A 25,554-nucleotide genomic window follows, 5' to 3' on the forward strand; every position below is an offset into this window, starting at 1 on the left:
AAATTATAAAAATTATTTTTATAGTTAAAGCACATCATCCAAAATATACGCTATGCTAGACTTAGTACAATGGATTGTGATGAAGATTAACCGTTAAATCAGGAAACATGGCTTTAATCTTCATCTTATAAATATCAAGGATATGATAAAAGGAAGTATGGATGCGACAATTACCTCCCATGAACGCTTTACGCATCTTTGAAGAGGTGGTTAAGCATTTAAATTTCTCTCATGCAGCACAATCTCTCTGTCTGACGCATGGGGCTGTCAGCAGACAAATCAAATTACTAGAAGAATATTTAGGCGTTCAGCTTTTTCTGAGATCACCCAAAGGAATCGAACTCACCTCTCATGGTCTCGAGTTCGCAAATGATATGCAGATTGTGTTTGATCAAATTGAAGCATCCACACTCAAATTTAGAGCAAAAAACATCCGCACAAAACTCAATATTGAGGCCCCACCAACATGGTGTAATCGAATTCTCTCCCCAAATTTAAAAAACTTTTTGCTTACCAACAAAGACTATTCATTTACAGTGAACTATACTCAAGATGCTGAAAACACTGAGGTTGCTGTAGATACGGATATTCGTATTCGATTTGGCCTCTCACCGGCCCACCATTGTCAAAGCAGCTTATTATTAAAAGAAGACTATGTAATGGTCGCCAGCCCACAACTATTTAAAGATGAACTTGCTCCCAATCTTCAAGACTATCCTCTTATCCATGTGTTATATAACCGTAAAAGACTAGATACATGGCAAATCTGGTTAAAACAAAACCATTATATAGATTTAAGCGATTCACATTGTGCAATCGAATTTTCAACAACAGAACAAGTGATTCAAGCTGCTGTTGCTGGTTATGGTATCGCGATTATCGATAAACCTATGATTCGGAATGAACTCAATATAGGTACACTAAAAACGATGATAGATACTGATATCCAAAGCAAGTATGGTTATTGGATCGATATTCCCTTTAACAAAGCGACTCTTCCAAAAGTTCAAACCTTCAAATTTTGGTTGGAAACCTTATTAACCTAATCTCTTTGCTGGGCATGTTAGCAAGGCCTATTTCAGTATCTTGTTTCAATCTATGAACGTATAGATGTTCTTTTTGTGTCGCAAGAGACACTAAAACAGCTTTAGTTTTATTTTACATTTAAAGTTGCCAAACTCACTTCATGTTACACTGCTCTGAAATTCAACGTTATTCTCTTTACTAAGTTTATGAGTCAAAATCAGTCTTATATCCCTGGCGAATTTCAATGGAAATTTCTATTACCCCAATACTGGAAAATTTGGATCGCCATTCTCTTTCTTATGTTATTGGCCATTCTCCCGTGGGCTATACAATGGCGCTTGGCACATGGTTTAGCTTCTTTATGCTGGCGCTTGCTCAAATCACGCCGTAAAACCACACTTCGGAATTTAGAGCTGTGTTTTCCAGAATGGTCGCCTGCTGAGGTTGAAGTACAAGCCAAACAAGTTTTTGTCGATATGATGCTTGGTGTATTTGAAACCCTCAATGCTTGGTACTGTCCCAAATGGTTTAAAGGACGCCATAGTATTGAAGGCTTAGAACATATCACCGATGCAAAAGCACAAGGTAAAGGCGTGTTATTACTCGGCACCCACAGCACCTTACTGGATGCAGGCGGTTATATCTGTTCTCAATATTTTGAACCCGATGTAGTGTATCGCCCACAAAACAATCCGCTATTGGATATGCTGATTTATCGCTGTCGTGCCACCATTTATCAACATCAAATTGATCACGATGATATGCGTGGTTTGATCCGTCGACTCAAAAATGGCGGTGCAATCTGGTATAGTCCTGATCAGGATTTTGGTTTAAAACAAGGTGTGATGGCGCCTTTCTTTGGTGTTCCAGCGGCAACCGTGACTGCTCATCGCCGTTTACTCAAAATTTCGAAAGCGGTTGCGATCCCCTTATATTTCTATCGCTATGGCGATGTTCGCAATCCACAATATAAAGTACTGATTGAACCAATTGTGGACAATATGCCAAGTGAAGATGAAGTCGATGATGCTATTCGCGTGAATAAAATTATTGAAGCTCAACTTCGTATCGCACCTACGCAATGGATGTGGTTCCATCGCCGTTTTAAAACCCGTGCCGAAGGTTACGACAAAATCTATTAAGCTAAAAAAGCCGCCTTATTCATCAATAAAGCGGCTTTTTTCTAAAGCAATAACAACCATTAGTTCGGGAAAATCACACCTGTACTTAAATCAAAATAAGTTGGGGTGTTGCTATACACTGAACCCAATTTAACATTAATGAACCAGCCTAAATTGCCCTGATCTTGTAAACGGTTTTGAATCTCGCCTGGCAGATCAAGCTTATAAATCGCATCTTCTTTAAAGACTTTTGATTCGATGCTGGCTGTACTTTCACTATCACGTTCAAATAAATAACCTTGTTGTAGCACACCGAATCCAATCGAATTATCTTTATCAATCAAATGATAACCTTCAGCAGCTTGCTGTTTCAGCAACGCATCTAGTTTGGTTGGATTATCCTCAAAGAATCCTGCTTCCGTTTTTGGCATATCAAAATAACGATAGCTATAGGTCCCATTATGGGTGCTGCTATTTACACAAGTTGGGATGTAATACATGTCATTCTTGGTGCCATTGGTTGTGAAGTCTTCACCCGCAAAGATTAATTTACAACCTTGTGCACCGAGCTCATTGAATGCAGCAAGAATACTTGCTCTGGTTTTATTGGTTAAGAAGCGATTGTCATAAGTATAGGTTGCGGGTTTCTTATCATTTTTCACAAATAAATATTTATAGGTATTGCTTGGATCCTCTCTCAAGAACGACTTATAAATAAAGCCAGACTCACCTTGCTTTTTCATTTCAGCTAATTTGAGCACATATCTATTTGCAATCACATTGGTGGTGATATCAGCAATTTTATAGCTATAGGTATCGGTTGAAGCATTATTTTTTACATATAAGTTTTTAGGTTCAGGGAAATCGCTGTTGGCTTTTTTCACATCCAAAGAACTGCCCGCTAAGGCAAAACCTTGACTACCCTGCTCATTGGCTTGCGCCAAGAAATTGGCCCAAGACGTTTGATTATCGAGTAGACGATAACTTGCCGTTGCTTTACTCACAGTCGGTTTCAATAAGCTATAGCCTTCGACATTAGTACGGGTATAACAAGTGACAACTTTAGATGGATCGACTGAATCCATATACGTTTGAATATCTTTAATACTCGCTGTTTCACTCACAGCACACATGCCATCGCCTTTAAAGGCATATGCTGAAGCAATCCCATTTGGTCGATAGCGATCGCTATATTTCACTCGGTTTGCCGTGGTTGTACCGCTGGTTTCAGTCGCTGCAATCTCGCTAATCAGTGCATCATCCGATGCAACATCGTAATTTTTAATCACAGCACCGGTACAATCCTCTTTTTCAAATTGACGGGTTTCAATGGTAAAGCGAGCACTGTTTTCGGACGCTTTGTGTACCGTTAAATTGGTTCGTGCTCCCTTATGGCAGAAGCCACCCAACCATGAACCCACAAAACGATCAGCCACAACTGGGGTTGGAGTGGGTGGTGTTGGCGTAGGCGGTGTTGGGGTCGGTGGTGTTGGAGTTGGCGGCGTAGGTGTAGGTGGTGTTGGGGTTGGTGGTGTCGGCGTAGGCGTTGGGGTTGGGGTTGGATCCCGATCATTATCTGATCCACAGCCCACCAAGATTGCGCAAGTTACGCTAAGTGCTAGTTGAGTCCATATATTTTTCATTGCATCACCCTCTGTGTGATTTTTTCACATATTGTGTATGTGAAAATTTAACACTTTTATTCTTGAGTGCAAATATGTTTATGCGTAAATTAATAACGAAAGGTCAAAATCATTTTTTATTGATGGTTGGAAGGTATGGATGCTCAAGAAAACTTAGCAAGACAATTCAGTGCTTTACCGAAAGAATGGCAGGCATGGTTAGAGGAAAATTTAGAGCGCGGTTGTGCTCCAATTGACTTAGCCAATATTCTGTTGCGTGAAGGTTTAATTGATCTAAATAAAGATTTTTCTGCTCCGATATACGTTGAAGAGCAACACTACCGAGAACTTGAACAGGCAGCAACTGCAAAACAAACTCAACTCAGCAGTACATTTACACCAGAACAAAAAAAATGGTTGGCTCAGATGCTACTGGATGGTTTAAGCAAAGCTGAGATTTATCAGTCATTGATGAAGCAAGGATTGAATGAAATCGATATTGCATTCGAATGGGTACAGTTAAAGCAGCATCCTTATTTTCAAGTCGCCGAAGAGCAGCACTTCCTGCTCAAAAAACGTAATTGGCTGCTACAGACTTTAGATCGTTTTGCCCGTTTAAATACTGAATATCAGCAGATTAAGCGAATTTCAAAACCTGATTTTGCAGATTTTATCCAACAGTATTACAGCCGAAATTTACCTGTGATTTTGACTGATGCTATCCAGCATTGGCCTGCTTTACAGAAATGGTCACCACAATATTTCAAACAGGCTGTCGGTACACAAGAAATTGAAGTTCAGCTCAATCGTGAACAAGACCCTTTATTTGAACGCAACTCGATTCAACATAAAACTAAAATGCGGATGAGTGATTTTGTTGATTTAATCGAACAAACCCCACATTCCAATAATTTTTATATGACAGCGAACAATGCCAAAGCTAGCCAATCTAGTCTGGCTGCATTGTTTCAAGATATTGATCATTTTCATGACTATACGGATCACGCCCAAGTCTATGATCGTAGCTTCATCTGGTTTGGCCCTAAAGGTGCCTTTACCCCCTTACACCATGATTTGACCAATAACTTTTTAGTACAAATTTATGGACGGAAAAAAGTCACCCTGATTCCTGCAATGCAAACGCCACACCTCTATAATGATGTCGCCGTATTTAGTAAAATTGCCGATCCCCATCATCCTGATATAGTGAAATCATTTCCAGATTTTGCCCATAGCAGCAAAATCGAATGTATCCTGAATGAGGGCGAGGCCTTATTCATTCCGCTAGGCTGGTGGCATTGTGTCGAAAGTTTAGACATTTCTATGAGTGTTTCCTTTACTCATTTCAGTATCGACAATGCGGGTGCTGAATCCTTTCCTTCACTAAGCGGGCATTAAAAATTGTGTCAGCCAATGGCTTAACCGAATCCGTTCTTAAGGTGCTCTAATGGTAAAACCAACAGACCAAGTCATCATCAACACAGCTTCATCTGCACTGAATACACAAGGCGTGATTCCACAAGATGCAGAAACGACATTGGACAGCATTTATCCAATGATGCAGCACATTGCACGTTGGTTGATTCATTCAGGTGTGGGCTATACCGATTTTGTGGCTGCGCTGAAGCCGATTTTTTATGAGCAAGCCTTGGTTGAATTAGAGCGAATCAAACAGAATAAAACCGATTCAGCGGTCAGTTTACTCTCTGGACTGCATCGTAAAGATGTCAGTGCTTTTCGACAACAGGCCAATCAAATTAGTAATGAAGCTCCTAATTTTGCCATTAGCGTGCCTGCTCGTGTCATTGCCCGCTGGATTGCACTTGACCTCCCCCATCAAATTCCTGTCTCTGGTGAAGAAAACAGTTTTGAAGCCTTGGTCAAACATATTTCAACAGAAAAGCATCCACGCTCGATTTTATTTGAACTACAGCGCTTAGGTGTGGTTGTGCAAATCGATCAAGAGGTCGTGTTACAACAACATAGCTTTACCCCTGATAACCAGATGCAAGAAAGTAAAGCGCTCTTTTCTGCCAATCTCAGTGACCATTTGGCTGCAGGGATTGATAACTTTATCAGTGAAAAACCCTTTACCCATCTCGAACAAGCTGTACATGCCGAAAAATTAACAGCACAATCTGTTGAGGCACTTCGGCAGTTGAGTATCGAACTGTGGCAAGACATGGCAAAACAACTCTTAAATGCCGCAATTCAACATTGTGATCAAGACCAAGAAAAAGATGATGCACATTATCAATTTCGCTTTGGTGTCTACCAATACGATACTCAGATAAAATTACAAGTGCCTTATATTTTTAAGGATAAATAATAATGAGAAGCTTATTACTCGCGACAGTTTCTTTCATTTCAGTGGTTGTCTTAACTGCCTGTGGAGAAAACTTTTCTGTTGCCAACGTGAGTTTAGGTGGTAGTGGCTCAGGTACCCAAAAACCACTACCTGGTGGAGGAAATCCCCCTGTCACTGGCGATAAAGGTAAAGATGATGAGGAGGAAGATCAATACGATTATTTTGTTACCTTCCCTGATACCGTAAATGATGAATGTACTGGAATACAACGTAGTATATATTTCATTGATGCTGGGACTAAGCATCCTCAGATTGCTGGATCTCAGCAAAGTAGTCCCTCACAAACCGTTCAAATCAACATTAAAAATACAACGCCAAATTATATATTTGAAAAAATTCCTCAATGTCATCAAGTAGAATTTTGGGCAATGTCAGGGAAATTACATTTCCTTCCTGATCAATATTTAAGATGTTCGGCAGAGCAATATACTGTGCAGGTTTTACAACCTTACGAAGTTAAAACCTATGAGTTTGACTTTAAAATTCCACAAGGTGATGACATTTTATTGCTTCGTTATCCAACACAATATTCATCTAATTTGCCCGATGCCCAAACCCATTGGAGCAGTTGCCCAACTTTAGACATTCATCTTCCTGTCAGCAAACAGCTTGTCCCGAAAACAGGTAATAAAATACCGCCGCAGAAACCAACTTCTCCAGACCACTCGTCTGGTGAAAAGCCACAGCAATAATGGGATATTAAAAAATTAAAGCCCGAGTTCTGCATCCTGCAAAACTCGGGCAAATGAGGTTGTGCTTTCAAACTACTTTTATTATCCTGCGTCCATCGCATGCATCATATCCATGATGACTTTTCCATCTCAGCGTTGCTATCCTTAAGCGGAAATCCATTCCTGCATCCTTGTGCTGATGTATTTAGAATAAACCTTTTAACGATGTAGCACTATTCGTTGTAGACTTAAATCTATGTACGAAATAACGTACATTGATTAGGTAAACTTTAAAATCGGCCAATTGCGCACACCTCCTCTCGCTGAATCAGTTTTCCATTTGTTGTTTATGTGGTTGAGCTAAAGGATCAGTCACCTGCTTCTCCTCTTGCTCCGCCTTCTCAATGCCATCCTGTATCGCTTCTTGTGCTTCTTGCTCATCCTCAACCGTCTGTTCTAAAGCCTGTTGTTGTTGCTCAAAAATACGCCCTGTTTGGAGAACAACATAAATTGGAAAATGATCAGAACCTATATGCGATACACGTTTCATTTCCACCAAACCAAAATCAGTACTGTGAAAGATATGATCCAATGACCAGCGTAACAGCGGATAATCTGCATGGAAAGTATTCATAAAATAGCGCCCTACTCGAGGATCAAGCAAGCCACTGATACGTTGAAATAAACGCGTTGTTCTTGACCATGCCACGTCATTCAAATCCCCCATCACGATACAGCTCTGATCAATATCTTCAATCTGATCACCCACAATTAGTAATTCTGCATCTCTTAAGGTCGAATCTTTGGCCTCCGTTGGACTCGGTGGTTTAGGATGCAAACAATACAACTGCACTTGCACGCCTGACGGCAAAGTCACTGCTGTATGAATCGATGGAATTTCATCACTCAAAATAAATTTAACTTCGGTGTCGTTTAAGGGTAAACGGCTATAAAGATGCATGCCATATAGATTTTCTAAGGGTACAGCCACACAAAAGGGATAATCTACTTCAATTGGACTCAGCGCTTGCTGCCATTCAGCATTCGATTCCAGCGTAAGCACCAAATCTGGCTTTAAAATTTCAATCTGTTCAAGTAACAGGTGATATTGATGATTGGGGGTGAGCACATTCGCAACCAATAAAGAAATTTGTTGCTCAGGATTCAATTGCGCCTTTTTGACTTTTTTTACTTGCTTGCGCCATAACGGCGTATAAGGCAACACCATTTTAAGCTGATAGGCAATCGCTGCAACCAACCCAATAAAGAGCAGTTCAGTACTCAAGGTCCAATCGGAAAGCACAAATAACATCGCAAAAAATGTGATGATCCCGAGTGCCAATATTTGTAATCTCGGAAAGTCTGCCCCCCGAAACCACCATTCATCTCTGGGGATCAAAGACCAAAATGAAAGCCATATCACCAGTGCTGCGCAAATCTGAATCCATATCATGTTCATTTTTCTCTTTGGGGTAGCATAGATTTACAATAAAGTTTTCGCTTTATCAATTTTCTATCTAATATAAACAAGATATTCCACTCAATAAACGCACTGTTTTATTTCAGTAAAGCTTGCAGTTGTGGGCACTTTTGATACACTCAAACCCCTTTAAAATTTTTTACATACCGAGGCACAATGACATGAAAGTAGGTCTGGTCGGTTGGCGTGGGATGGTTGGTTCTGTCCTGATGCAACGTATGGTTGAAGAGAATGATTTTGCTCATATCGAGCCATTCTATTTCTCTACCAGTAATGCAGGTGGCGAAGCACCTTCATTTGGTGGTAAGACTGCCCCAGCACTTATGGATGCAACAGACATTAACAGTCTGAAGCAAATGGATGTCATTTTAACCTGCCAAGGTGGTGATTATACCTCTGAAATTTTCCCAAAGCTTAAAGCTGAAGGTTGGGATGGCTATTGGATTGATGCTGCATCTACGCTGCGTATGGCAGATGACGCAATCATCGTGCTTGATCCAGTCAACTTAAACGTAATCAAAGATGGTTTGGTCAACGGCACTAAAACGTTTGTTGGCGGTAACTGTACCGTTTCATTGATGTTGATGGGCTTAGGTTCACTGTTCCAAAATAATTTAGTGGAATGGGCGACTTCAATGACTTATCAGGCAGCGTCTGGTGCGGGTGCGCAGAACATGCGTGAACTGATCACTGGCATGGGTTATTTGTATAACAATACTAAAACCTTATTGGATGACCCTAAATCTGCAATTCTTGATATTGACCGTCAAATCGCAGAATTACAACGTGGCGAAGGCTTCCCGAAAGCAAACTTTGGCGTGCCATTGGCGGGTTCATTGATTCCGTATATCGACAAACAACTCGAAAGCGGTCAATCGAAAGAAGAATGGAAAGGTCAGGTTGAAACCAACAAGATTTTAGGTAATCAACAAATCGTTCCAATTGATGGTCACTGTGTGCGTATTGGTGCAATGCGTTGCCACTCTCAAGCAATCACATTGAAATTGAAAAAAGATGTGCCACTTGATGAAATCGAAGACATGATTCGTAACTCGAGCCAATGGGCAAAAGTAGTTCCGAATACTCGCGAAGCATCTATGACAGATCTTACCCCTGTTGCAGTCACAGGTACTTTAACTGTTCCTGTGGGCCGTTTACGCAAGCTCAATATGGGTAAAGAATATCTTGGTGCATTCACTGTGGGTGACCAATTGCTTTGGGGCGCTGCTGAGCCGTTACGTCGTATGCTTCGCATTCTGGTCGAATACAAGAACGCTTAAGCAAAAATCCCTAAAAATCAAAAGCCGATCACATTTGATCGGCTTTTTTATTGCGATGAACGATGAATAATTTACAATTCATTTACATCACGGTAATGTATACTTTTTCCAGACGATAACATCACTTTTTCATGGATCGAGATGACTGTTTATAACAAATTAAAAATTGCCATTTTAGCCATCATTTCTTCGCAACACCTTTATGCAATTACGCTTGATCCAATTCAAATCCAGTCTGCGCCTGGTGAACTGCTCTATGCAGAAATGAGTTTCCACCAAGCCGATGCCAACTCCAAAATAGACGTCAGCTTAGCGACACCTGAAGATTTATTGATGCTTGGCGCTGCGCATCAGCCGCCATCCAGCCTGAATTTTTTTACCCGCCGAAATAATCAAGGTGAAGGGGTTATCGTCATCACTTCATCACGTCCAATGACGGATGCTGAGCTGAATATTATTTTAAAAATTCAGGAAGATGGTGCATCTCATTTAAAACATATTCGTCAGCCAATGCGTCAAATTGCAAAAGCACCGATCACCAAGACGGCCAATGAACAATCATTGACACCCAAATTTATTGTCAGTGAAAAAGATATCGCTTTAAACCTACCTGAAAGTACACGCTTTAATGCTGCAAATGCAAATTCACAAGGGCAAAACTTAAAACAAGAAACACTCCTGAATGCACCATTTACCCTTCCACCCGTATTAGAAACATCAAACCCAAATACGACAACAACAGCTGCCAGTGCAGTTTCAATCGCTCCACCCGTGAAAGTAGAAACAACAACAGCGGCAGCGACAACCCCAGTGCCACAGCCAGCAACGCCTATCGCAGAAAAAGTACCACAGCAGCCAAAAACAATGCCTGTCAAACAGGAAACCACTCAAACTATGAATACAGCTACCACCAAGCAAAGTACTGCATTGGATGAGGAACTAAAAGTAGCTGAACTTAAACCAATTGAAACCAAAGAAAAAGCGAAAACACCTGATCCAGTGAGAGAAACAGCCCAAGCGGTCAAAAAGAAACTCCCGACAAGAGCAGCAGCAAACGATGACAAAGCCCAACAGCATGTGGTGCAACGTAATGAATCCTTATGGAGTATTGCACAACAGATTGCAGGGCAAACGCAGCAGCCTGTTGCTCAAGTCATGAATCAAATTAAAGCACAAAATGAACATGCCTTTATTGGGGGGAATGCCAACCGCCTTAGACAGGGTTCACATTTAAACTTTAATCTTGCTGCCACATCTACACAGCAGAATAAAAACACCAATCAAATTGCGGCACAAACACAGCGTCCAGCCACAGGAAAAGCCAAATATCGGTTACAACAAGCTGAAATGTCTCTGGTAGCTGAGAGTAATCAAGATTCCAGTACTGGAAGTGCCAAAAAAGACACATTACAGCAAAAAACCAGTGCCGATTTATCATTAAAAGTTATGACAGCACGAGAAAAAACCGTTACATTACAAAGAAACGTAACACAGTTAGAATTGGCACTACGTCAGAAGGAACAACGTATTCAGCTGTTAAATGCTCGGCTTGCTGAACTGCAAGATCAGTTGAAAGCGCAACAGGACACTAAAAAGCCAACACGCTAGGTTACGAGAATATTCTCATAAATTTGCATAAAAGCGGCTCTATCTTTAAGGGGTATAGATCATGTCAACTATAATCATTGTACTGCTCGTCATTGTACTGATTGTAGCTATCGTTTTAAAAAAACGTGAAAGCAATCAAGCCAATACTGCACCTAAAAAAGGTGCAAGCAAAACGACAAAAAAAGCAGCGACACGATCTGCTTCACGAACCACGCTCGTACGCGAAGAACAAGAGCCAGCAGCACCGCCAACGACTACAGCAATTTCTGAAAGTTTACGTCAAAAACTTGAACAACAAATTCAAAGTGGTAACTTTCAGTCTGCCGAGGCACAAATCAATCAAGCCTTAAAACAAGACAATTCTCAACATGAATTGTATTTGTTTTTACTGGATATCCATTTAAAGCAAAAAGATGATTTGGCGATTGATCAATTGATCAAACATATTCATGCCTTAAAACTGGAAGATATTGCACAAGCAGCTGAAGCGAAGCATCGTGAATACGAGCAGAATAAACAGCCTGATTCGATTGAATTTAATTTAGCATCACATAGTTTTCAGCAAACACCAACATCTGAGCCACAGGTTCAAAGCAATACTGCTGACTTTGATGCTTTAGTCCAAACACCAGCGGCACAATCATTTGATGACTTGCAATCAGAATATGCTGCACCTACAGAAGAAGCAAAGCCTGTAGAAGCTGCACCTGAAGTTCAGCCTTTAGACTTTAATTTCTCCTTTGAACAAAAACCTACGGATGAAGCGGTACCGTCTCCTGCCCCAGTTGCAACACCTGAGAGCAAAGAACAACAGCCACCGCTTGAGTTTTCGTTTAACTTAGAACCAACGCCACCAAGTATTGAAGAAGCAAAAACTGAAGACCTAAAACCTGAGCTTGACTTTAACTTTAATCATTTAGAGGTTGCATCTCAGCCCGTTGAAGAAAAAGCACCTGTTGAAGAAGCGGCACCAAGCTTAGATTTTAATTTTGAACCTAGCGTAGAAAAGACTGAACAACCTGCACCACTTGAAACCACAGCATTTTCATTTGATATTGCAGAACCAGCTGCAGTCGAAACACAACCTGAATTGATCACTCCTGCTGCAACACCTGCAGCAGCGATTACAATTCATGACCCATTGGCCCAGTCTTTCCCTGATCTGCAACAACTTGATGAAGCACAGCTGAATTTAGAGCTTGCAGAGCAGTATATTGAACTAGGTGCCTATGATTCTGCACGTGAGTTGTTAAAAAATAATCAGGCATTCAATGCAGAACAACAACAACGTTCAGAAAATTTACTGAATAAAATAGCTTCCTGAATTTGATCAGTCTAATATAAGCAGTCTCTCAGGCTGCTTTTTTTATGATGAAAACAATCGCTTTAATTTATATGGGTGGGACGTTTGGTTGTATTGGCGAACCCTTAATGCCAATGCCTGAACAGGATTTTTTACCTTTATTAGCGAAGGTGATTCCACCACATTTACAGGTTGAATGTTTCGCTGCCCCTAGCATTAAAGACAGCAGTGCCTGCACCGCAACCGATTGGTTGAAATTGGTACAACAAATTCAACAATTACAACTCAATGGCTTTCAGCATTTTGTCATCATTCATGGGACGGACACCTTAAGCTACGCCGCTGCAACACTGGCACGTTTTTTAGGCCATTCTTGCCACGCCATCATTACGGGCAGCCAATACCCATTATTGAATATTGAAGGCAACGATACCCGTGAATTCACCGATGCGATCGGCAATCTGTATTTAGCACTGGAACAAGTGCTTGCTTTGCCAAGTGGTGTTTATCTTGCCTTCCATGAGCAAGTCTTTCATGCACAAAGCACTTTAAAAGCCCATACCACTGAATTAGATGCCTTTGTTGGTATCAAAGCAGACCAAAGCTGTGACACTACAGCAGATGCTCTTATTGTCCCAAATGAATACATTGAGCAAGCCGCTCAACTCAGTGTCTTGAATTTGATGTTACAGCCGATTGCGAAAGAACAACTCATTTTACAATTAAAAAATCTTCTGCTTAGCCCACCTAACTTTTTGGTTTTACAAGGCTTTGGCACAGGTAATATCGCGGTCAATGATGAAATTCTGACCCTGTTTGAACAACTTTATCAAAAACAATGTTTGCCGATTATCAGCACTCAAGTGACCTTTGGGCAACTCGATCAACGCTATGCTGTCAGTTCATGGATTCAATCTGCCAAAGTTTTAGTCAATGACTGCCATAGCCATGCCGATTTATATGCAAAAGTCTTGCAAATGTATTTAAAATATCCGACCCACGAACAATGGTTCGAACATTGGCATCAACATTAATTCTGAGGTTAGAACATGCAACGTTATGCAATCGGTATTGAATTTTGCGGTACTCAATACCGTGGTTGGCAAACCCAACAGGCTGGCGTTGTCACTGTTCAGGAAACGATAGAAAAAGTGCTGAGTCGTATTGCCAATCAGCCGATTATTTTGCATGGTGCTGGACGAACTGACGCAGGCGTACATGCGACCAATATGGTGGCGCATTTCGACACCGAAGCCGTTCGCCCAGAACAAGGTTGGATTCGTGGTGCCAATAGCCAATTGCCCAAAGACATTTCAATCCAGTGGATTAAATGTATGGATGAAAATTTCCATGCACGTTTTAAAGCTGTGGCTCGTCGTTATCGCTATGTTGTGTATAACGCTCCGACTCGTCCTGCCTTGTTATATAAACAGGTCACCCATCTTTATCAAATGCTTGATGTGCAAAAGATGATTGCGGCGGCAGCAAAATTCGAAGGTACACATAATTTTGAAACCTTTCGCGCTGCAGCCTGTCAATCGAATCAACCTGTACGTCATGTTAAACACTGTCGCTTATTCGAACATGGGCGTTATCTAGTCTTAGATATTCAAGCGGATGGTTTCTTACACCATATGGTGCGTAATATCATGGGCTGCCTGCTTGAAATTGGGCAAGGTCAATATGAAATCGATCATATTGATACCATGTTTGCCGCAGAAGATCGCACCGCTGCTGGGATTACCGCCCCACCGGATGGTCTATACTTTATTCAGTCTTATTACCCAGATGAGTTTGACTTACCGCAGCTGCCTTTAGGTCCACACTGGTTAAATTTAGCTGAATAACAAAAAAGCCTTATCACAGTGATAAGGCTTTTTATTTGGAATCAATTAACGTTGTTTACGCTTGCGATATTCAACTGGCGTTTCATTGGTCCAACGCTTAAAGGCACGATAGAAAGTACTTGGTTCAGAAAAACCCGTTAAATACACAATACGCTCTACACTTTCATTGGTATTTGCCAACAGCTTTTTCGCTAAACGGCAACGATAGTCAGAAAGAATTTGCTGGAAGCTGGTATTGGCTTCACTGAGTTGGGTTCTTAAACGACGCGGGGTGATATTCAACTGTGCCGCCACCGTCTCCAGAGTCGTTTCGCCACTTTCAAGGGTTGAGCCAATGGCACGGCGGACTTCACCCACTAGATCATAACGTGCCAATTCTTGTAATTTTTCAATCGCCAATTGCTCATGCAATTGCAGTAATTCAGGTTCTGCTTGCCATAAAGGGTAATCCAGTACGGCCGCATCAAAATAAAGACGGGTTTCTTTTTGCCCCAAACTCACTGGGCAACCATAGACTCTAAAGTATTCGTCATCAGCAGCGCCCTCATTGAAGTTAAAATCAATATAGATCGGGTGAAACTGACCTTCGGTAATAAATTTAAAGAACCGTAAAATGCCTGACATGGCACATTCAGAGAAGTGACGGTTGACCAGATTATCTGGCCAATACTGTTCGCCATTGCTCAAGTAACAACGACCATCTTCAATCACCAGTTTGGCATCGAAAGCGTCGCTAATCAGGCGTTGATAAGCCAAGGCGCGCTTTAAGCCTTCACCAAAGGTTTCACTACTAATAAATAAATGTTCAATCACTTGACCACGATAAAGTGGTAAATGTTCACCAAGATGAAGTCCGATATCAGGATCGTTACTCACATCCTGTGCAGCGATCCAAAACGCATTTTGTGCACTTAGCGGCGTTCTTGCATTGGTATCCACTTGATTTAATGCCACGCCGGCCTTTGTTAAAATCTCTTCAGTTGGTAATCCTGCTTTACGAATTGCCTGATAACCAAAGCGCAATACAACTGATGCATCTGTTAGCTGACCCACGCTGTGCCCTTCCCTGTAGATACGTTATTATGACAATGAACAACAATTTTAGATTAACGTTGATTGACCAAACTGACAACAATATTCTGCTTATTTTGTTAAAAAAAATCGCGAATTGTCTGACAGTTCCTTTCGGTTAATATCTGACAGCCTCTAACAGACTTGATCTTGTAAATTTTAAATAAATTGACTATAATTTGCGCCTTCCCAATTTGATCTCAGGTAGGCTATGGCCAATAAAGAGGAACTCATTGAGTTCGAAGGCGTTGTCACCGAAACGCTTCCTAATACGATGTTCCGTGTACGTTTAGAAAACGGTCACGAAGTTATTGCTCACATTTCTGGTAAAATGCGTAAACACTATATCCGTATTTTGACAGGTGACAGTGTTAAAGTAGAAATGACACCTTATGATTTAACTAAGGGTCGTATCACTTATCGTGCACGCTAAGTCAGATTAGTGAATGCAAAAAAGCCACATCATGTGGCTTTTTTTATAGCTCATGTGAAAGTTTATTCACTGAGGCGTGTCGTTTTACAGCCCACCGTCTGACATTCACGGATACGCTCTTGCAGCCAATTATTGCGTTCTTGCGTTGCATTCAATTGGCATTGCACATAAACCGTGCTCTTGGAATCATCACTACATTCTGCATCACGATGGCGAATCCACGCCAGTTGTGATTTTTTCAAGATTTTTTGTTGTGTATCGCTCAGCTGTTTACGTAATTGCTGATAGTTTTTATTTAAGTCAGCATCTGCACTGGCAAAAATTTTATTGGTACAGTAGATATCATCATAAGTATTACGGGCATTTTCGCAGTTATCCGCATAGCTCAATGTCGCCATTGCCCCACAGATCAAGCCAAATATTATTTTGCGCATGAAGTTGTCCAAATCGCTTAATTATCATCATTATCTAAGCATATTTTACTGGGCTTGAACATTGTCCAAAAGTAGACAAGATTGTATCTTTTTAGCAATTCACATAAATGCTCTCGACACTCCTGCACTTTTGCCATTGAATAAAAAAAGATCAAAAAGATAAAGGATGATCATAATGAAAAATTATAAGTACCTGTTGTTCTGTACGCTTGTCGGTTTACAAGCTTGTGCGACATCAAACCAGCCAAATATTAGCCTACCCGACTATCTAAAACCGTTTATTGGGCAATCAGCGAGCACCATCCAGCAACAACTCGACTTAAAACCCTTAGGTTTCCAAACACTGGCCCAACCGGTTAAGCAAAATAATCAGCTGATTTATACCGTGATTCGTCCCGTCCGTATCCCGATTCCAATAGCACAATCAACCGAACTTGGTGCTCAGAATATTCCGATTCAAAGTGCTGGCAATGCAGGCAGTGCTTATGATCTGAACTTAAAATGCCATATTATTTTTGAGTTGGATCAACAACAAATTGCGCAATCAATTCGTTATGAAGGCAAAGCCTGCTAATTCATTAAATAAAAAACGCAGCTAAAGCTGCGTTTTTTATAGACGTCAATGCTTAGCTTAATGCTGCAACTACAGCCTCACCCATTGCATCTGTACCAACCTTGCTCATACCTTCCGACATAATATCGGCAGTACGTAAACCTTGGTCTAAAACCTGACCGACCGCATCTTCAATTGCCTTCGCAGCAGCTTCTTCACGGAAGGTATAGCGCAACATCATCGCCACTGAAAGTACCGTCGCCAATGGGTTAGCAATGTTCTGACCTGCAATATCTGGTGCAGAACCATGACATGGTTCATACATGCCTTTGCCATTTTCATCTAAAGACGCAGATGGCAACATGCCGATTGAACCTGTCAACATCGCGGCTTCGTCAGAGAGAATATCACCGAACAAATTACCGGTAACGATCACGTCAAATTGCTTGGGTGCGCGTACCAACTGCATTGCCGCATTATCCACATACATATGCGACAACTGAATATTTGAATACTGTGCTTGCTGTAAGTCTGTGACGGTTTGCTTCCACAACTCCGTTACTTCAAGAACGTTGGCTTTATCCACTGAACAGACCTTGCCACCACGCAATCCAGCTAACTCAAAAGCAACTTTGGCAATGCGTTTGATTTCACTTTCTGAATAGACGTCAGTGTTATAACCCTGCTTTTCACCATTTTCGAGTTCACGAATACCACGTGGTTGACCAAAATAGATCCCCCCCGTTAATTCACGAACAATCAGAATATCAAGGCCAGCAACGATTTCAGGTTTTAAGCTAGACGCATCCGCCAATTGTGGATACAAAATCGCAGGGCGTAAGTTGGCGAATAAATTGAGTTCACTTCGAATTTTTAACAAGCCACGTTCAGGGCGAATTGAACGCTCAATGCTATCCCACTTCGGACCACCGACTGCGCCTAATAAAATTGCATCGGCTTTTTTCGCCTGTTCACTGGTCACTGTTGGGTACGGTTCGCCATGTGCATCAATTGCAGAACCACCGAGCAAACCATGTTCCCATGTCAAACCTAAATTAAATTTATCATTGACCTTGGTTAAAACCTTTTCAGCAGCTGCTACGATTTCAGGACCAATGCCATCACCCGCTAAAATTAAAATATGCTTCGACATTTATTTTTCCAATTTTCCTATGTGCAGCGATAACACTGCGAGCCAATTAAACCTTTTTCTCAACAAACTCACCAAGACCTGTACTGACGTCAAATGGACGACAGAAACGGCGAATGGTGTGTTGCTCTTGCTGCAAATCTACACACAACGGATCAGGTACAGAAACATTAAGTAAACTGCCTGAACGACGTGTTCGGTCTCGGTACATTTTAAAGGTATAGCGCACATGCGGTTTAAATGCATGAATCACATGGAAAGTTTCGGAACGATCAGGAGAAATCGGATAAAAACGAATGACGACTTCATACTGCTTGGCTGGCACACTTAAATAGACCTGCTGCTTGCGGCTAAATACTGAACCATGTAAGCGTACAATGCCGCGTTCCATCGCCTGTTGGCTAATCCGATGAGTTTTTGCATCAATGACCGCAATATCACCAATTCGTTCAAACTCACAATTCTCAACACCTGAACAATATAAAGTTGTGTTGTCCGCCTTACTTTCCAATGTGTTCTGTGCAATACGAACCTGATCCACCACATTGGGTGCATTTTGACACGCAGTCAAAGTCATCGTAGCGCCTAGACACAGTAAAATACTGCGAGCGAGTCTTCTTTTCATTATTCAAGCCCAGTCCTCATGTCTTGTTAACATGTAAGCAAAATATTATCCGCTAGCATGTTAACAAGAGTTCAATCTCTGCGCTATGCCTATGTTAAAAATGTCTAAAACCCAATCTTGTTTCTTGCACCCAAACTTAAGCTTGGATGTCTTGAAACACCCACGGACGCGCTTGTTTCGCCTTGGCTTCAAAAGCACGGATATCATCTGCCACTTGTAAAGTTAAGCCAATATCATCCAAACCATTCAATAAGCAATGTTTACGGAATGGATCGATTTCAAATTTAAATGCTTCACCTGCGGGCGTACGTACTTCCTGAGCTTCTAAATCAATCGTCAGTTGATAACCTTCACTCTCAGCACATTCTTTGAATAATTGATCCACAATCTGTTCAGATAAAATCACAGGCAACATGCCATTTTTAAAGCAGTTATTAAAGAAAATATCGGCAAAGCTAGGCGCAATGACGGTACGGAAGCCATATTCATTCAATGCCCATGGCGCATGCTCACGACTTGAACCACAACCAAAGTTAGTGCGTGCCAATAAGATACTTGAACCTTGATAGCGCGGTTGATTTAACACGAAATCAGGATTCTTTGGGCGCTTGCTAATGTCTTGACCTAAGAAGCCTTCATCTAAATAACGTAACTCATCAAATAAGTTATCGCCGAAACCTGTGCGTTTAATCGATTTCAAAAACTGCTTTGGAATGATTAAATCTGTATCGACATTGGCTCGGTCTAAAGGTGCAACAACACCTTGCTCTACAGTGTATTTTTCCATGATATTGCTCCCTTAGAATGAACGAACGTCAACAAAATGGCCTGCAATTGCAGCTGCCGCTGCCATCGCTGGACTCACTAAATGCGTCCGCCCACCATTGCCCTGACGACCTTCAAAGTTACGATTCGAGGTTGAAGCACAATGTTCACCTGGTTGTAACTTGTCTGCATTCATCGCCAAACACATTGAACAGCCTGGTTCACGCCATTCAAAACCTGCCGCCAAGAAAATTTGATCTAAGCCTTCTTGTTCGGCTTGCTGTTTCACCAAACCAGAACCTGGAACAATCATCGCTTGCTTAATACTTGAAGCGACTGTACGCCCCTTCACCACATCTGCGGCAGCTCGGATATCTTCAATACGCGAGTTAGTACATGAGCCAATGAAAACACGATCTAACTGGATATCAGCCAAAGCTTGACCAGCCGTTAAGCCCATGTATTGATAAGCACGGGTCCAATCATTGCGTTGTACATCATCTTTAGCTTGTTCTAAGGTTGGTACTGCCTGTGAAACAGGAATCACCATTTCAGGAGAAGTTCCCCAAGACACTTGAGGTTCAATCTCTGCGCCATTCAATACCACTACAGCATCAAATACGGCATCTTCATCCGAATGTAAGGTATCCCAGTATTCGACTGCTTGATCCCACTGTTCACCTTTCGGTGCATAGTTACGGTCTTTCACATACGCAATGGTTTTGTCATCAACAGCAACCATACCGACACGGGCACCTGCTTCGATTGCCATATTACAAACAGTCATACGACCTTCGATTGACATATCACGGAACACTTGCCCGCCAAACTCAATGGCATAACCTGTACCGCCTGCAGTACCAATTTTGCCGATAATGGCTAACACGACATCTTTAGAAGTCACGCCTTTGCCCAATACACCATCAACACGCACCAACATGTTTTTCGATTTTTTCTGTACCAAGCACTGTGTTGCTAACACATGTTCTACTTCCGACGTCCCAATCCCGTGCGCCAAACAGCCAAAAGCACCATGCGTTGCGGTATGCGAATCACCACAGACCACAGTCATACCTGGTAAAGTCAAACCTTGTTCTGGGCCAACAACATGGGCAATGCCTTGACGGATATCATTAATCCCAAACTCAACGATATTAAAGGTTTTACAATTGTCATCTAAGGTCTGTACCTGAATCCGAGAAGTATCGTCTTCAATCCCTGCGATGCCCTGTTCACGTTCTTTTTTAGAAGTTGGCACGTTATGGTCAGGTGTTGCGACGTTAGCACTTAAACGCCAAGGTTGGCGATCGGCAAGCTGTAAGCCTTCGAAAGCCTGAGGGCTGGTCACTTCATGTAATAAATGGCGGTCAATATAAATTAAGCTCGAACCATCATCACGTTGTTTTACTAAATGGTCATCCCATAATTTGTCATATAAGGTTTTGCCTGCCATGTCGTCGCCCTCCATCGTGCTTGCCATTGGTCTGGGTATTTTTCATCTTGAATTGATTATAGCAATCGCATCACATAAATCTAATTTATCATTTTTATAAATTAACAAACTTTTAGGAATGATAAATTTAAATTTTATATCTTGATCATCTCATTAAATTAAAAAAAATTTAAATCATCTTCACTGAGCACATTTCATACGCACTCTGGCTTTGAGCAGCTTATGTTAAGTGAATCACCTCACGATTTATAAATCCAATCGTCCTGAATTGAAATTTCCTTTTTACATTTTAAATGATAATGATTATTATTTAATTAAATAGAGATTTTGTAGGGTGAAACAGATGTCAAATATTCAACAATTTGTCATGAACAATAGTCGGACTTTGAAAAAAACCTTGAGTTATTACATCATGCATATTAGTGTTGCGATGATCGTTGCTTACCTTATTACAGGCAATTGGCTCATGGCAGCAACCTTAAGTTTAATTGAACCAACGGTACAAGCCTTTGCTTTTTTCTTTCATGAAAAAGTATGGAATTATTTCTAATTCAAACATACTGCTTATAAAACTAATTTTAAAATCTCCTTGGACAAGCTTGTATGAACCTCGCTGCTTTTGAAGCATTTGTAAAAGTGATGGAAACCGGTTCAATTTCCATCGCAGCAGAACAATTATTTATTACCCAACCCGCAGTCACTAAACGGATTCACAGCTTGGAAGACTACTTTGGGGTCAAGCTGTTTGAATCTGCAGGTCGGGGCATTCAACCTACTCATGCCGCACATTCTCTATTGCCTAAAGTCCGTACTTGGCTAAATGAATTAGGGGAAATTCACCATACTTTGAGTCATGAACAAGCACAGGTCCAAGGCCGCTTAAAGATTGGTACTAGTCATCATATTGGCTTACATCATTTAGCTGAACCACTCAAAAACTTTGTCCAACACTATCCTCAAGTCACCTTAGATGTACATTTTGTTGATTCAGAACAAGCACATGAACAGGTTTTGGCAGGTGAACTGGAACTGGCATTTTTAACCTTGCCGCCAGTTGGGCATGATCGCCTGAATTATGTGACCATCTGGAATGATCCATTGGTGTTTGTGGCTGCACCCTTCCATCCCTTGGCTCAACAGACGCAGCTTAAATTAGAAGACTTGATTGCCTATCCAAGCCTATTACCAGCAGCACAAACTTATACCAGTCAAATTACCCTTTCAGAGTTTGAGAAAAATAACTTAAAACCGAAAATCACCATGAGCAATAATCCCTTAGAATCCATTCGAATGTTGGTATCGATTGGTCTTGGCTGGTCAGTGTTACCAAAAACCTTGGTCAATCAGGATTTAAAACAACTCGATTTAAAACTGGATATGCAGCGTCAACTCGGTATGGTTTGGCATCCTGCACGAATTCAGTCTAAAGCGGCTGAAGAACTGATTCGTATGATGCATGTTGGTTAATCTTAGGATTAATCTCCCCCACCGCCCCCACAACTGCTACAACTATTGCTGCTACTGCTGCAGCTTGAAGAGGATGACGAAGACTGAGCTTGCAAATATTGTGCATAATCCTTGGTCATCAACTCTAAATTAAAATATTGCCCTTCCTGCCAATTTAAAGCTTGGTCAATTGCAAACAGTCTAGGTAATAGCGTGGTATTTCTTGGCTGATAGGCATGTAGACCACAACTGTTTCGCCACGTCGCAAATAACTGTTGCGTTTGCTGCGTGGACGTTGTGCTCGCATCATAGGGGCTATGATGTAACTGCCGACCGATAAGCTGTTCACATAAGTCTTGATATTGTTTCGGAAATTCCAGCATGACATGCCATAATGAATCAACTGCATGCGAAGGCATGGCATAGGCCTGTTTTTGCATGACATGCAAAGCCAAATAATCCTTAAATCCAGCTTCGATCAATTGCCGTTGTTTTAGACCCAGTTCTGGATAATAGAATCTGAATTTATTCCAAAAAATCGGATCGAATTTGAATTGCTCAATCTTATGTAATTTTTTAGATTTAGAATGCGCAAGCAAGGCAAGATTCAACACAATCACTGTCCACATAAAGGGCAATATCACCCATGCGGTAAAAAACTGTTGCTGCCAACTGTACATCAAGGTCAAAACGAAGATTGGGAGCGCGATCCATCGCATTTTGATCATGGGTTGTTGTCGTTTTAATTGCAATAATGTATCGAGCAAGATGGAAGTCGTCGCTTCCTGATTTATTTTTATTTTCATAGGCTAATCTTAAAAATAAATGATGACATTAATATGACAAAAAACCTTCCCATTGGGAGCTTCTCTTCAAATTAAGCAAGTGATGTAGCGATTTATTTTATGTACAGTGGTGCCTGCTTATTAGAGTACCTCATCTCCAGCGAGCTGAATTTTAGTATCTGCAATGGCATGCATAAATTGCTGATAATCATCTAAATTACGAGCCTCATACTGTAGCGCATACTCCTGCAGCACCTTGATAATGGTATCACCCTCACCTAAATATCCTCTTAAAACATCTGCATTACCTGCTTTGGCGTGTGCATGTGCCAAAGCCAAACCACAACTATCTGCGTACCCCTCGAAGAACGTATCATCCATGCCTGCCAAATCAATAGATACTTTCATATCACGTAATTGACGGACCAAATAGTGTTGTTGTTGCGCACTTGAATATCCCAAGAAAATATCACTGGCTGCTTGCATGAGTTGCTGACCATAGACCACTCGCTCACCTTCATGTCGGGCTTTCTGTAAAAACAGTGGACTTAAAATCGAAGGATTAGCCTCCTTCATTTGTAAAATCAAAGGTTCACGATCTGCATCTTCAAACAAAGCGATTGCAGAACGAGTCCCGACACTGCCTACACCAACTACTTTTAAAGCCACGTCAGTACATTGATAACGATCAAATAAAACTTGGCGATCATATTTCAGTGTGCTGCGATAACTCTCAAAAAATGTATCGATTCCTTCACTAAATGGCTCACCTGTTTGAGGGTGCCAAAGTAAAGGTTCATCCTCAATAAAATGGCGAAACCCTGTTGCTTCATCCTGTTGAGTCAATTTCGGTAAAATCGAAGAACTATCACGACGTGATGCGGTGCTGACTTTTTTTTCTAATTTTTTACGGACTTTTTGATTTTCAGTTTTTTCCAATAGTGTACTGGCATCAATTTTTTCATACCAAGTTTGCAAAGGAGACAATATGATTTGTTGTTCTAAATGAGTAACATAGGCAGTCAGCATACGCTGAATTGCTTTTAAACCAACTTCCTCACCCAAATCAATGTCTTTCGCGGCAATCACAAAACTCGTGACCAAACGCTTGAGATCCCATTCAAATGGTGCAACCAGCGTTTCATCAAAGTCGTTGATACCAAATAACAGATTACGTTCTGGGCTGGCAAATCCGCCAAAGTTACTCAAATGGCAATCGCCACAAATCTGTTGGAATAGACCTGAATTGCACTGCTCCCAAACTTGATCAAATAACATCAGGGCTGGCATGCCACGATAGAAGGTAAACGGAGATACACTCATACGCTTAGCACGAATTGGTTTTAGCCGTTCCAAGCGCCCCTCATTACTCCAATCGTAAAGGGTTAAAGCTGTAATATCTTTTGGACGTTCTGATAACTGTGCCAGTTGTTCACGTGGAATTTTTTTCCGTTGTGCTTTCCCCAATGCAACGCCTTCGCTTTTGGTCAGCAACTTGCCCTGATAGCGGTGTCGTGTCAGATCAATACTTTGTTCTGCCCACAGTTGTTTTGGTAATTTAATATGTGGTTTTGACATAACACCCCCGAATCACTTCTGTAGTGTTATAGCAATAAACTGAAGCGATCAGCTTAGTATTTTTGTTTTTTAATTCTTCTTGATCAAAGGCTAAATACTCCTAATCCTAAGCTGAAGTATTTGGCCGTTCTACATGAATCTTATATTGACCAGTCTTGAATGTCCCAAGCTTGTTCCTGCGCTAGCTTTTCTAAACGGGCATCTGGATTGACTGCGATCGCATGGGTGGCATATTCAAGCAAGAAACGATCATTAATTGAATCAGAATACGCCCATGACTCGGTCACTGATCGGCCAGCCAACCATTGATCCAGACGCGCGAGCTTGCCTTTTTGATAGCAAGGAATGCCTTTCACCTTGCCCGTATATTGTCCATCAACCACTTCCGCATTGGTGGCAATAATTTCAGTAATGCCAAATTCACGGAAAATCGGTGCAGTAATAAAATCGCTGGTCGCCGTAATCCCAACCAGCGCATGTCCAAGATCCTGATGTCTTTTAATCGCCTCAAAGCCTTTAGGTCGCATCTGCGGACGGATAACTTTCTGCATAAATAACTGATGTAACTCAGTTAAATAATGATTATCGTGTTTGGTCAGAAATTGAAAGACAAACTCATTATAGGCAATTGGATCAAGTTGTCCTGCCTTATAGTCTTCATAAAACTTATCATTCATTTGACGATGATGAACTGGATCAACCAAACCTTCATTGACCAAAAACTCCCCCCAAGAGTGGTCAGAGTCAGTATTTAACAGGGTATGATCTAAATCAAACAAAGCCAATTGCATAGAATTTCTCGTTTAAACTGAAAATTAAGAAAAAAAATGTAAATCTATCACCGCTAGTCGATAGAAATTCGTTAAGATCATAGCAATTTTAAACATTTTACTTTGACCTTTCTCGAGTTGGGCAAAAGAGTGACTGTCCCCGAG

25 protein-coding genes are annotated in these 25,554 nt (G+C 41.2%); 14 read left to right on the forward strand and 11 right to left on the reverse strand.

The features are described from left to right. Positions 1-161: 161 nt before the first annotated feature. Both F896_RS01940 and F896_RS01935 read left to right on the forward strand, forming a co-directional pair. Positions 162-1,046: a LysR family transcriptional regulator gene (locus F896_RS01940; RefSeq protein ID WP_004802518.1), complete on the forward strand. Its 885-nt coding sequence runs from the start codon at positions 162-164 to the stop codon at positions 1,044-1,046. 186 nt (positions 1,047-1,232) lie between these two features. Further along, positions 1,233-2,168 carry an LpxL/LpxP family acyltransferase gene (locus tag F896_RS01935; RefSeq protein ID WP_016164993.1) on the forward strand — a complete coding sequence of 312 codons (936 nt, stop codon included), beginning with the start codon at positions 1,233-1,235 and terminating at the stop codon, positions 2,166-2,168. Positions 2,169-2,227: 59 nt separating this feature from the next. Here F896_RS01935 and F896_RS01930 read toward each other — a convergent pair whose 3' ends face one another. Then, positions 2,228-3,790, reverse strand: coding sequence for a PT dipeptide repeat lipoprotein (locus F896_RS01930; protein ID WP_016164994.1), 1,563 nt, complete (start codon positions 3,788-3,790; stop codon positions 2,228-2,230). Between the two features lie 135 nt (positions 3,791-3,925). Between F896_RS01930 and F896_RS01925 the strand changes: the two genes are divergently transcribed. From F896_RS01925 to F896_RS01915, 3 genes are read left to right on the forward strand one after another with little or no spacing between them, the layout of a single operon-like run. Next, a complete protein-coding gene (locus F896_RS01925; protein ID WP_016164995.1) occupies positions 3,926-5,167 on the forward strand; it encodes a cupin-like domain-containing protein in 1,242 nt (413 codons plus the stop codon). Between the two features lie 49 nt (positions 5,168-5,216). Then, a complete protein-coding gene (locus F896_RS01920) occupies positions 5,217-6,098 on the forward strand; it encodes a DUF6502 family protein (protein WP_016164996.1) in 882 nt (293 codons plus the stop codon). Positions 6,099-6,100: 2 nt separating this feature from the next. Then, a complete protein-coding gene (locus F896_RS01915; protein ID WP_016164997.1) occupies positions 6,101-6,829 on the forward strand; it encodes a hypothetical protein in 729 nt (242 codons plus the stop codon). A 307-nt stretch (positions 6,830-7,136) separates the two neighbouring features. Here F896_RS01915 and F896_RS01910 read toward each other — a convergent pair whose 3' ends face one another. Next, positions 7,137-8,261: an endonuclease/exonuclease/phosphatase family protein gene (locus F896_RS01910; RefSeq protein ID WP_016164998.1), complete on the reverse strand. Its 1,125-nt coding sequence runs from the start codon at positions 8,259-8,261 to the stop codon at positions 7,137-7,139. 188 nt (positions 8,262-8,449) lie between these two features. On the opposite strand from F896_RS01910, the gene asd reads away from it, so the two are divergent. The 5 genes from asd (at position 8,450) to truA (ending at position 14,326) form a co-directional block, all read left to right on the forward strand. Next, a complete protein-coding gene (gene asd, locus F896_RS01905; protein WP_016164999.1) occupies positions 8,450-9,568 on the forward strand; it encodes an aspartate-semialdehyde dehydrogenase in 1,119 nt (372 codons plus the stop codon). 141 nt (positions 9,569-9,709) lie between these two features. Further along, positions 9,710-11,176, forward strand: a complete 1,467-nt coding sequence (locus F896_RS01900; RefSeq protein ID WP_016165000.1) for a FimV/HubP-related protein — start codon at positions 9,710-9,712, stop codon at positions 11,174-11,176. 61 nt (positions 11,177-11,237) lie between these two features. Next, entirely contained in the window at positions 11,238-12,500 is a 1,263-nt protein-coding gene (locus tag F896_RS01895) for a hypothetical protein (protein WP_016165001.1), read from the forward strand. Positions 12,501-12,544: 44 nt separating this feature from the next. Further along, positions 12,545-13,513 carry an asparaginase domain-containing protein gene (locus F896_RS01890; protein WP_016165002.1) on the forward strand — a complete coding sequence of 323 codons (969 nt, stop codon included), beginning with the start codon at positions 12,545-12,547 and terminating at the stop codon, positions 13,511-13,513. Positions 13,514-13,528: 15 nt separating this feature from the next. Next, positions 13,529-14,326, forward strand: coding sequence for a tRNA pseudouridine(38-40) synthase TruA (gene truA, locus F896_RS01885; RefSeq protein ID WP_016165003.1), 798 nt, complete (start codon positions 13,529-13,531; stop codon positions 14,324-14,326). A gap of 45 nt (positions 14,327-14,371) precedes the next feature. Here truA and F896_RS01880 read toward each other — a convergent pair whose 3' ends face one another. Further along, complete coding sequence (locus F896_RS01880; protein WP_004656037.1) at positions 14,372-15,379, reverse strand: AraC family transcriptional regulator; 1,008 nt, start codon at positions 15,377-15,379, stop codon at positions 14,372-14,374. A gap of 229 nt (positions 15,380-15,608) precedes the next feature. On the opposite strand from F896_RS01880, the gene infA reads away from it, so the two are divergent. Then, the gene (gene infA, locus F896_RS01875; protein ID WP_001284370.1) at positions 15,609-15,830 is read left to right on the forward strand and encodes a translation initiation factor IF-1; all 222 of its coding nucleotides are present in this window, start codon (positions 15,609-15,611) and stop codon (positions 15,828-15,830) included. 62 nt (positions 15,831-15,892) lie between these two features. Here the strand turns inward: infA and F896_RS01870 are convergent, their stop codons facing one another. Beyond that, positions 15,893-16,264: a lysozyme inhibitor LprI family protein gene (locus tag F896_RS01870; RefSeq protein ID WP_004656039.1), complete on the reverse strand. Its 372-nt coding sequence runs from the start codon at positions 16,262-16,264 to the stop codon at positions 15,893-15,895. Between the two features lie 175 nt (positions 16,265-16,439). Here F896_RS01870 and F896_RS01865 point away from each other — a divergent pair, with 175 nt between their 5' ends. After that, entirely contained in the window at positions 16,440-16,838 is a 399-nt protein-coding gene (locus F896_RS01865) for a hypothetical protein (RefSeq protein ID WP_016165004.1), read from the forward strand. A 52-nt stretch (positions 16,839-16,890) separates the two neighbouring features. Here F896_RS01865 and leuB read toward each other — a convergent pair whose 3' ends face one another. From leuB to leuC, 4 genes are all read right to left on the reverse strand, one after another. Then, positions 16,891-17,970 (reverse strand): 3-isopropylmalate dehydrogenase, encoded by a 1,080-nt coding sequence (gene leuB / locus F896_RS01860; protein ID WP_016165005.1) that lies wholly within the window; start codon positions 17,968-17,970, stop codon positions 16,891-16,893. A 46-nt stretch (positions 17,971-18,016) separates the two neighbouring features. Then, complete coding sequence (locus F896_RS01855; RefSeq protein ID WP_032859189.1) at positions 18,017-18,592, reverse strand: hypothetical protein; 576 nt, start codon at positions 18,590-18,592, stop codon at positions 18,017-18,019. Positions 18,593-18,728: 136 nt separating this feature from the next. Further along, positions 18,729-19,379 carry a 3-isopropylmalate dehydratase small subunit gene (leuD, locus tag F896_RS01850; protein WP_016165006.1) on the reverse strand — a complete coding sequence of 217 codons (651 nt, stop codon included), beginning with the start codon at positions 19,377-19,379 and terminating at the stop codon, positions 18,729-18,731. A gap of 12 nt (positions 19,380-19,391) precedes the next feature. Continuing rightward, a complete protein-coding gene (leuC, locus tag F896_RS01845; RefSeq protein WP_016165007.1) occupies positions 19,392-20,810 on the reverse strand; it encodes a 3-isopropylmalate dehydratase large subunit in 1,419 nt (472 codons plus the stop codon). Between the two features lie 343 nt (positions 20,811-21,153). On the opposite strand from leuC, the gene F896_RS01840 reads away from it, so the two are divergent. Both F896_RS01840 and F896_RS01835 read left to right on the forward strand, forming a co-directional pair. Continuing rightward, positions 21,154-21,360 carry a DUF2061 domain-containing protein gene (locus F896_RS01840; protein ID WP_004656050.1) on the forward strand — a complete coding sequence of 69 codons (207 nt, stop codon included), beginning with the start codon at positions 21,154-21,156 and terminating at the stop codon, positions 21,358-21,360. Between the two features lie 53 nt (positions 21,361-21,413). Continuing rightward, positions 21,414-22,277 (forward strand): LysR family transcriptional regulator, encoded by an 864-nt coding sequence (locus F896_RS01835; protein ID WP_016165008.1) that lies wholly within the window; start codon positions 21,414-21,416, stop codon positions 22,275-22,277. Positions 22,278-22,285: 8 nt separating this feature from the next. On the opposite strand, the gene F896_RS01830 is transcribed toward F896_RS01835, so the two are convergent. The 3 genes from F896_RS01830 to F896_RS01820 all read right to left on the reverse strand — a co-directional run bounded on the left by F896_RS01830 (position 22,286) and on the right by F896_RS01820 (position 25,410). Continuing rightward, positions 22,286-23,062, reverse strand: coding sequence for a glycine-rich domain-containing protein (locus F896_RS01830; RefSeq protein WP_016165009.1), 777 nt, complete (start codon positions 23,060-23,062; stop codon positions 22,286-22,288). A 120-nt stretch (positions 23,063-23,182) separates the two neighbouring features. Next, a complete protein-coding gene (locus tag F896_RS01825) occupies positions 23,183-24,619 on the reverse strand; it encodes a DUF2252 domain-containing protein (RefSeq protein WP_016165010.1) in 1,437 nt (478 codons plus the stop codon). 140 nt (positions 24,620-24,759) lie between these two features. Next, the gene (locus tag F896_RS01820) at positions 24,760-25,410 is read right to left on the reverse strand and encodes an HAD family hydrolase (protein WP_016165011.1); all 651 of its coding nucleotides are present in this window, start codon (positions 25,408-25,410) and stop codon (positions 24,760-24,762) included. Positions 25,411-25,554: the final 144 nt, after the last annotated feature.

Source organism: Acinetobacter genomosp. 15BJ (genome assembly GCF_000400715.1).
GTDB lineage: Bacteria > Pseudomonadota > Gammaproteobacteria > Pseudomonadales > Moraxellaceae > Acinetobacter.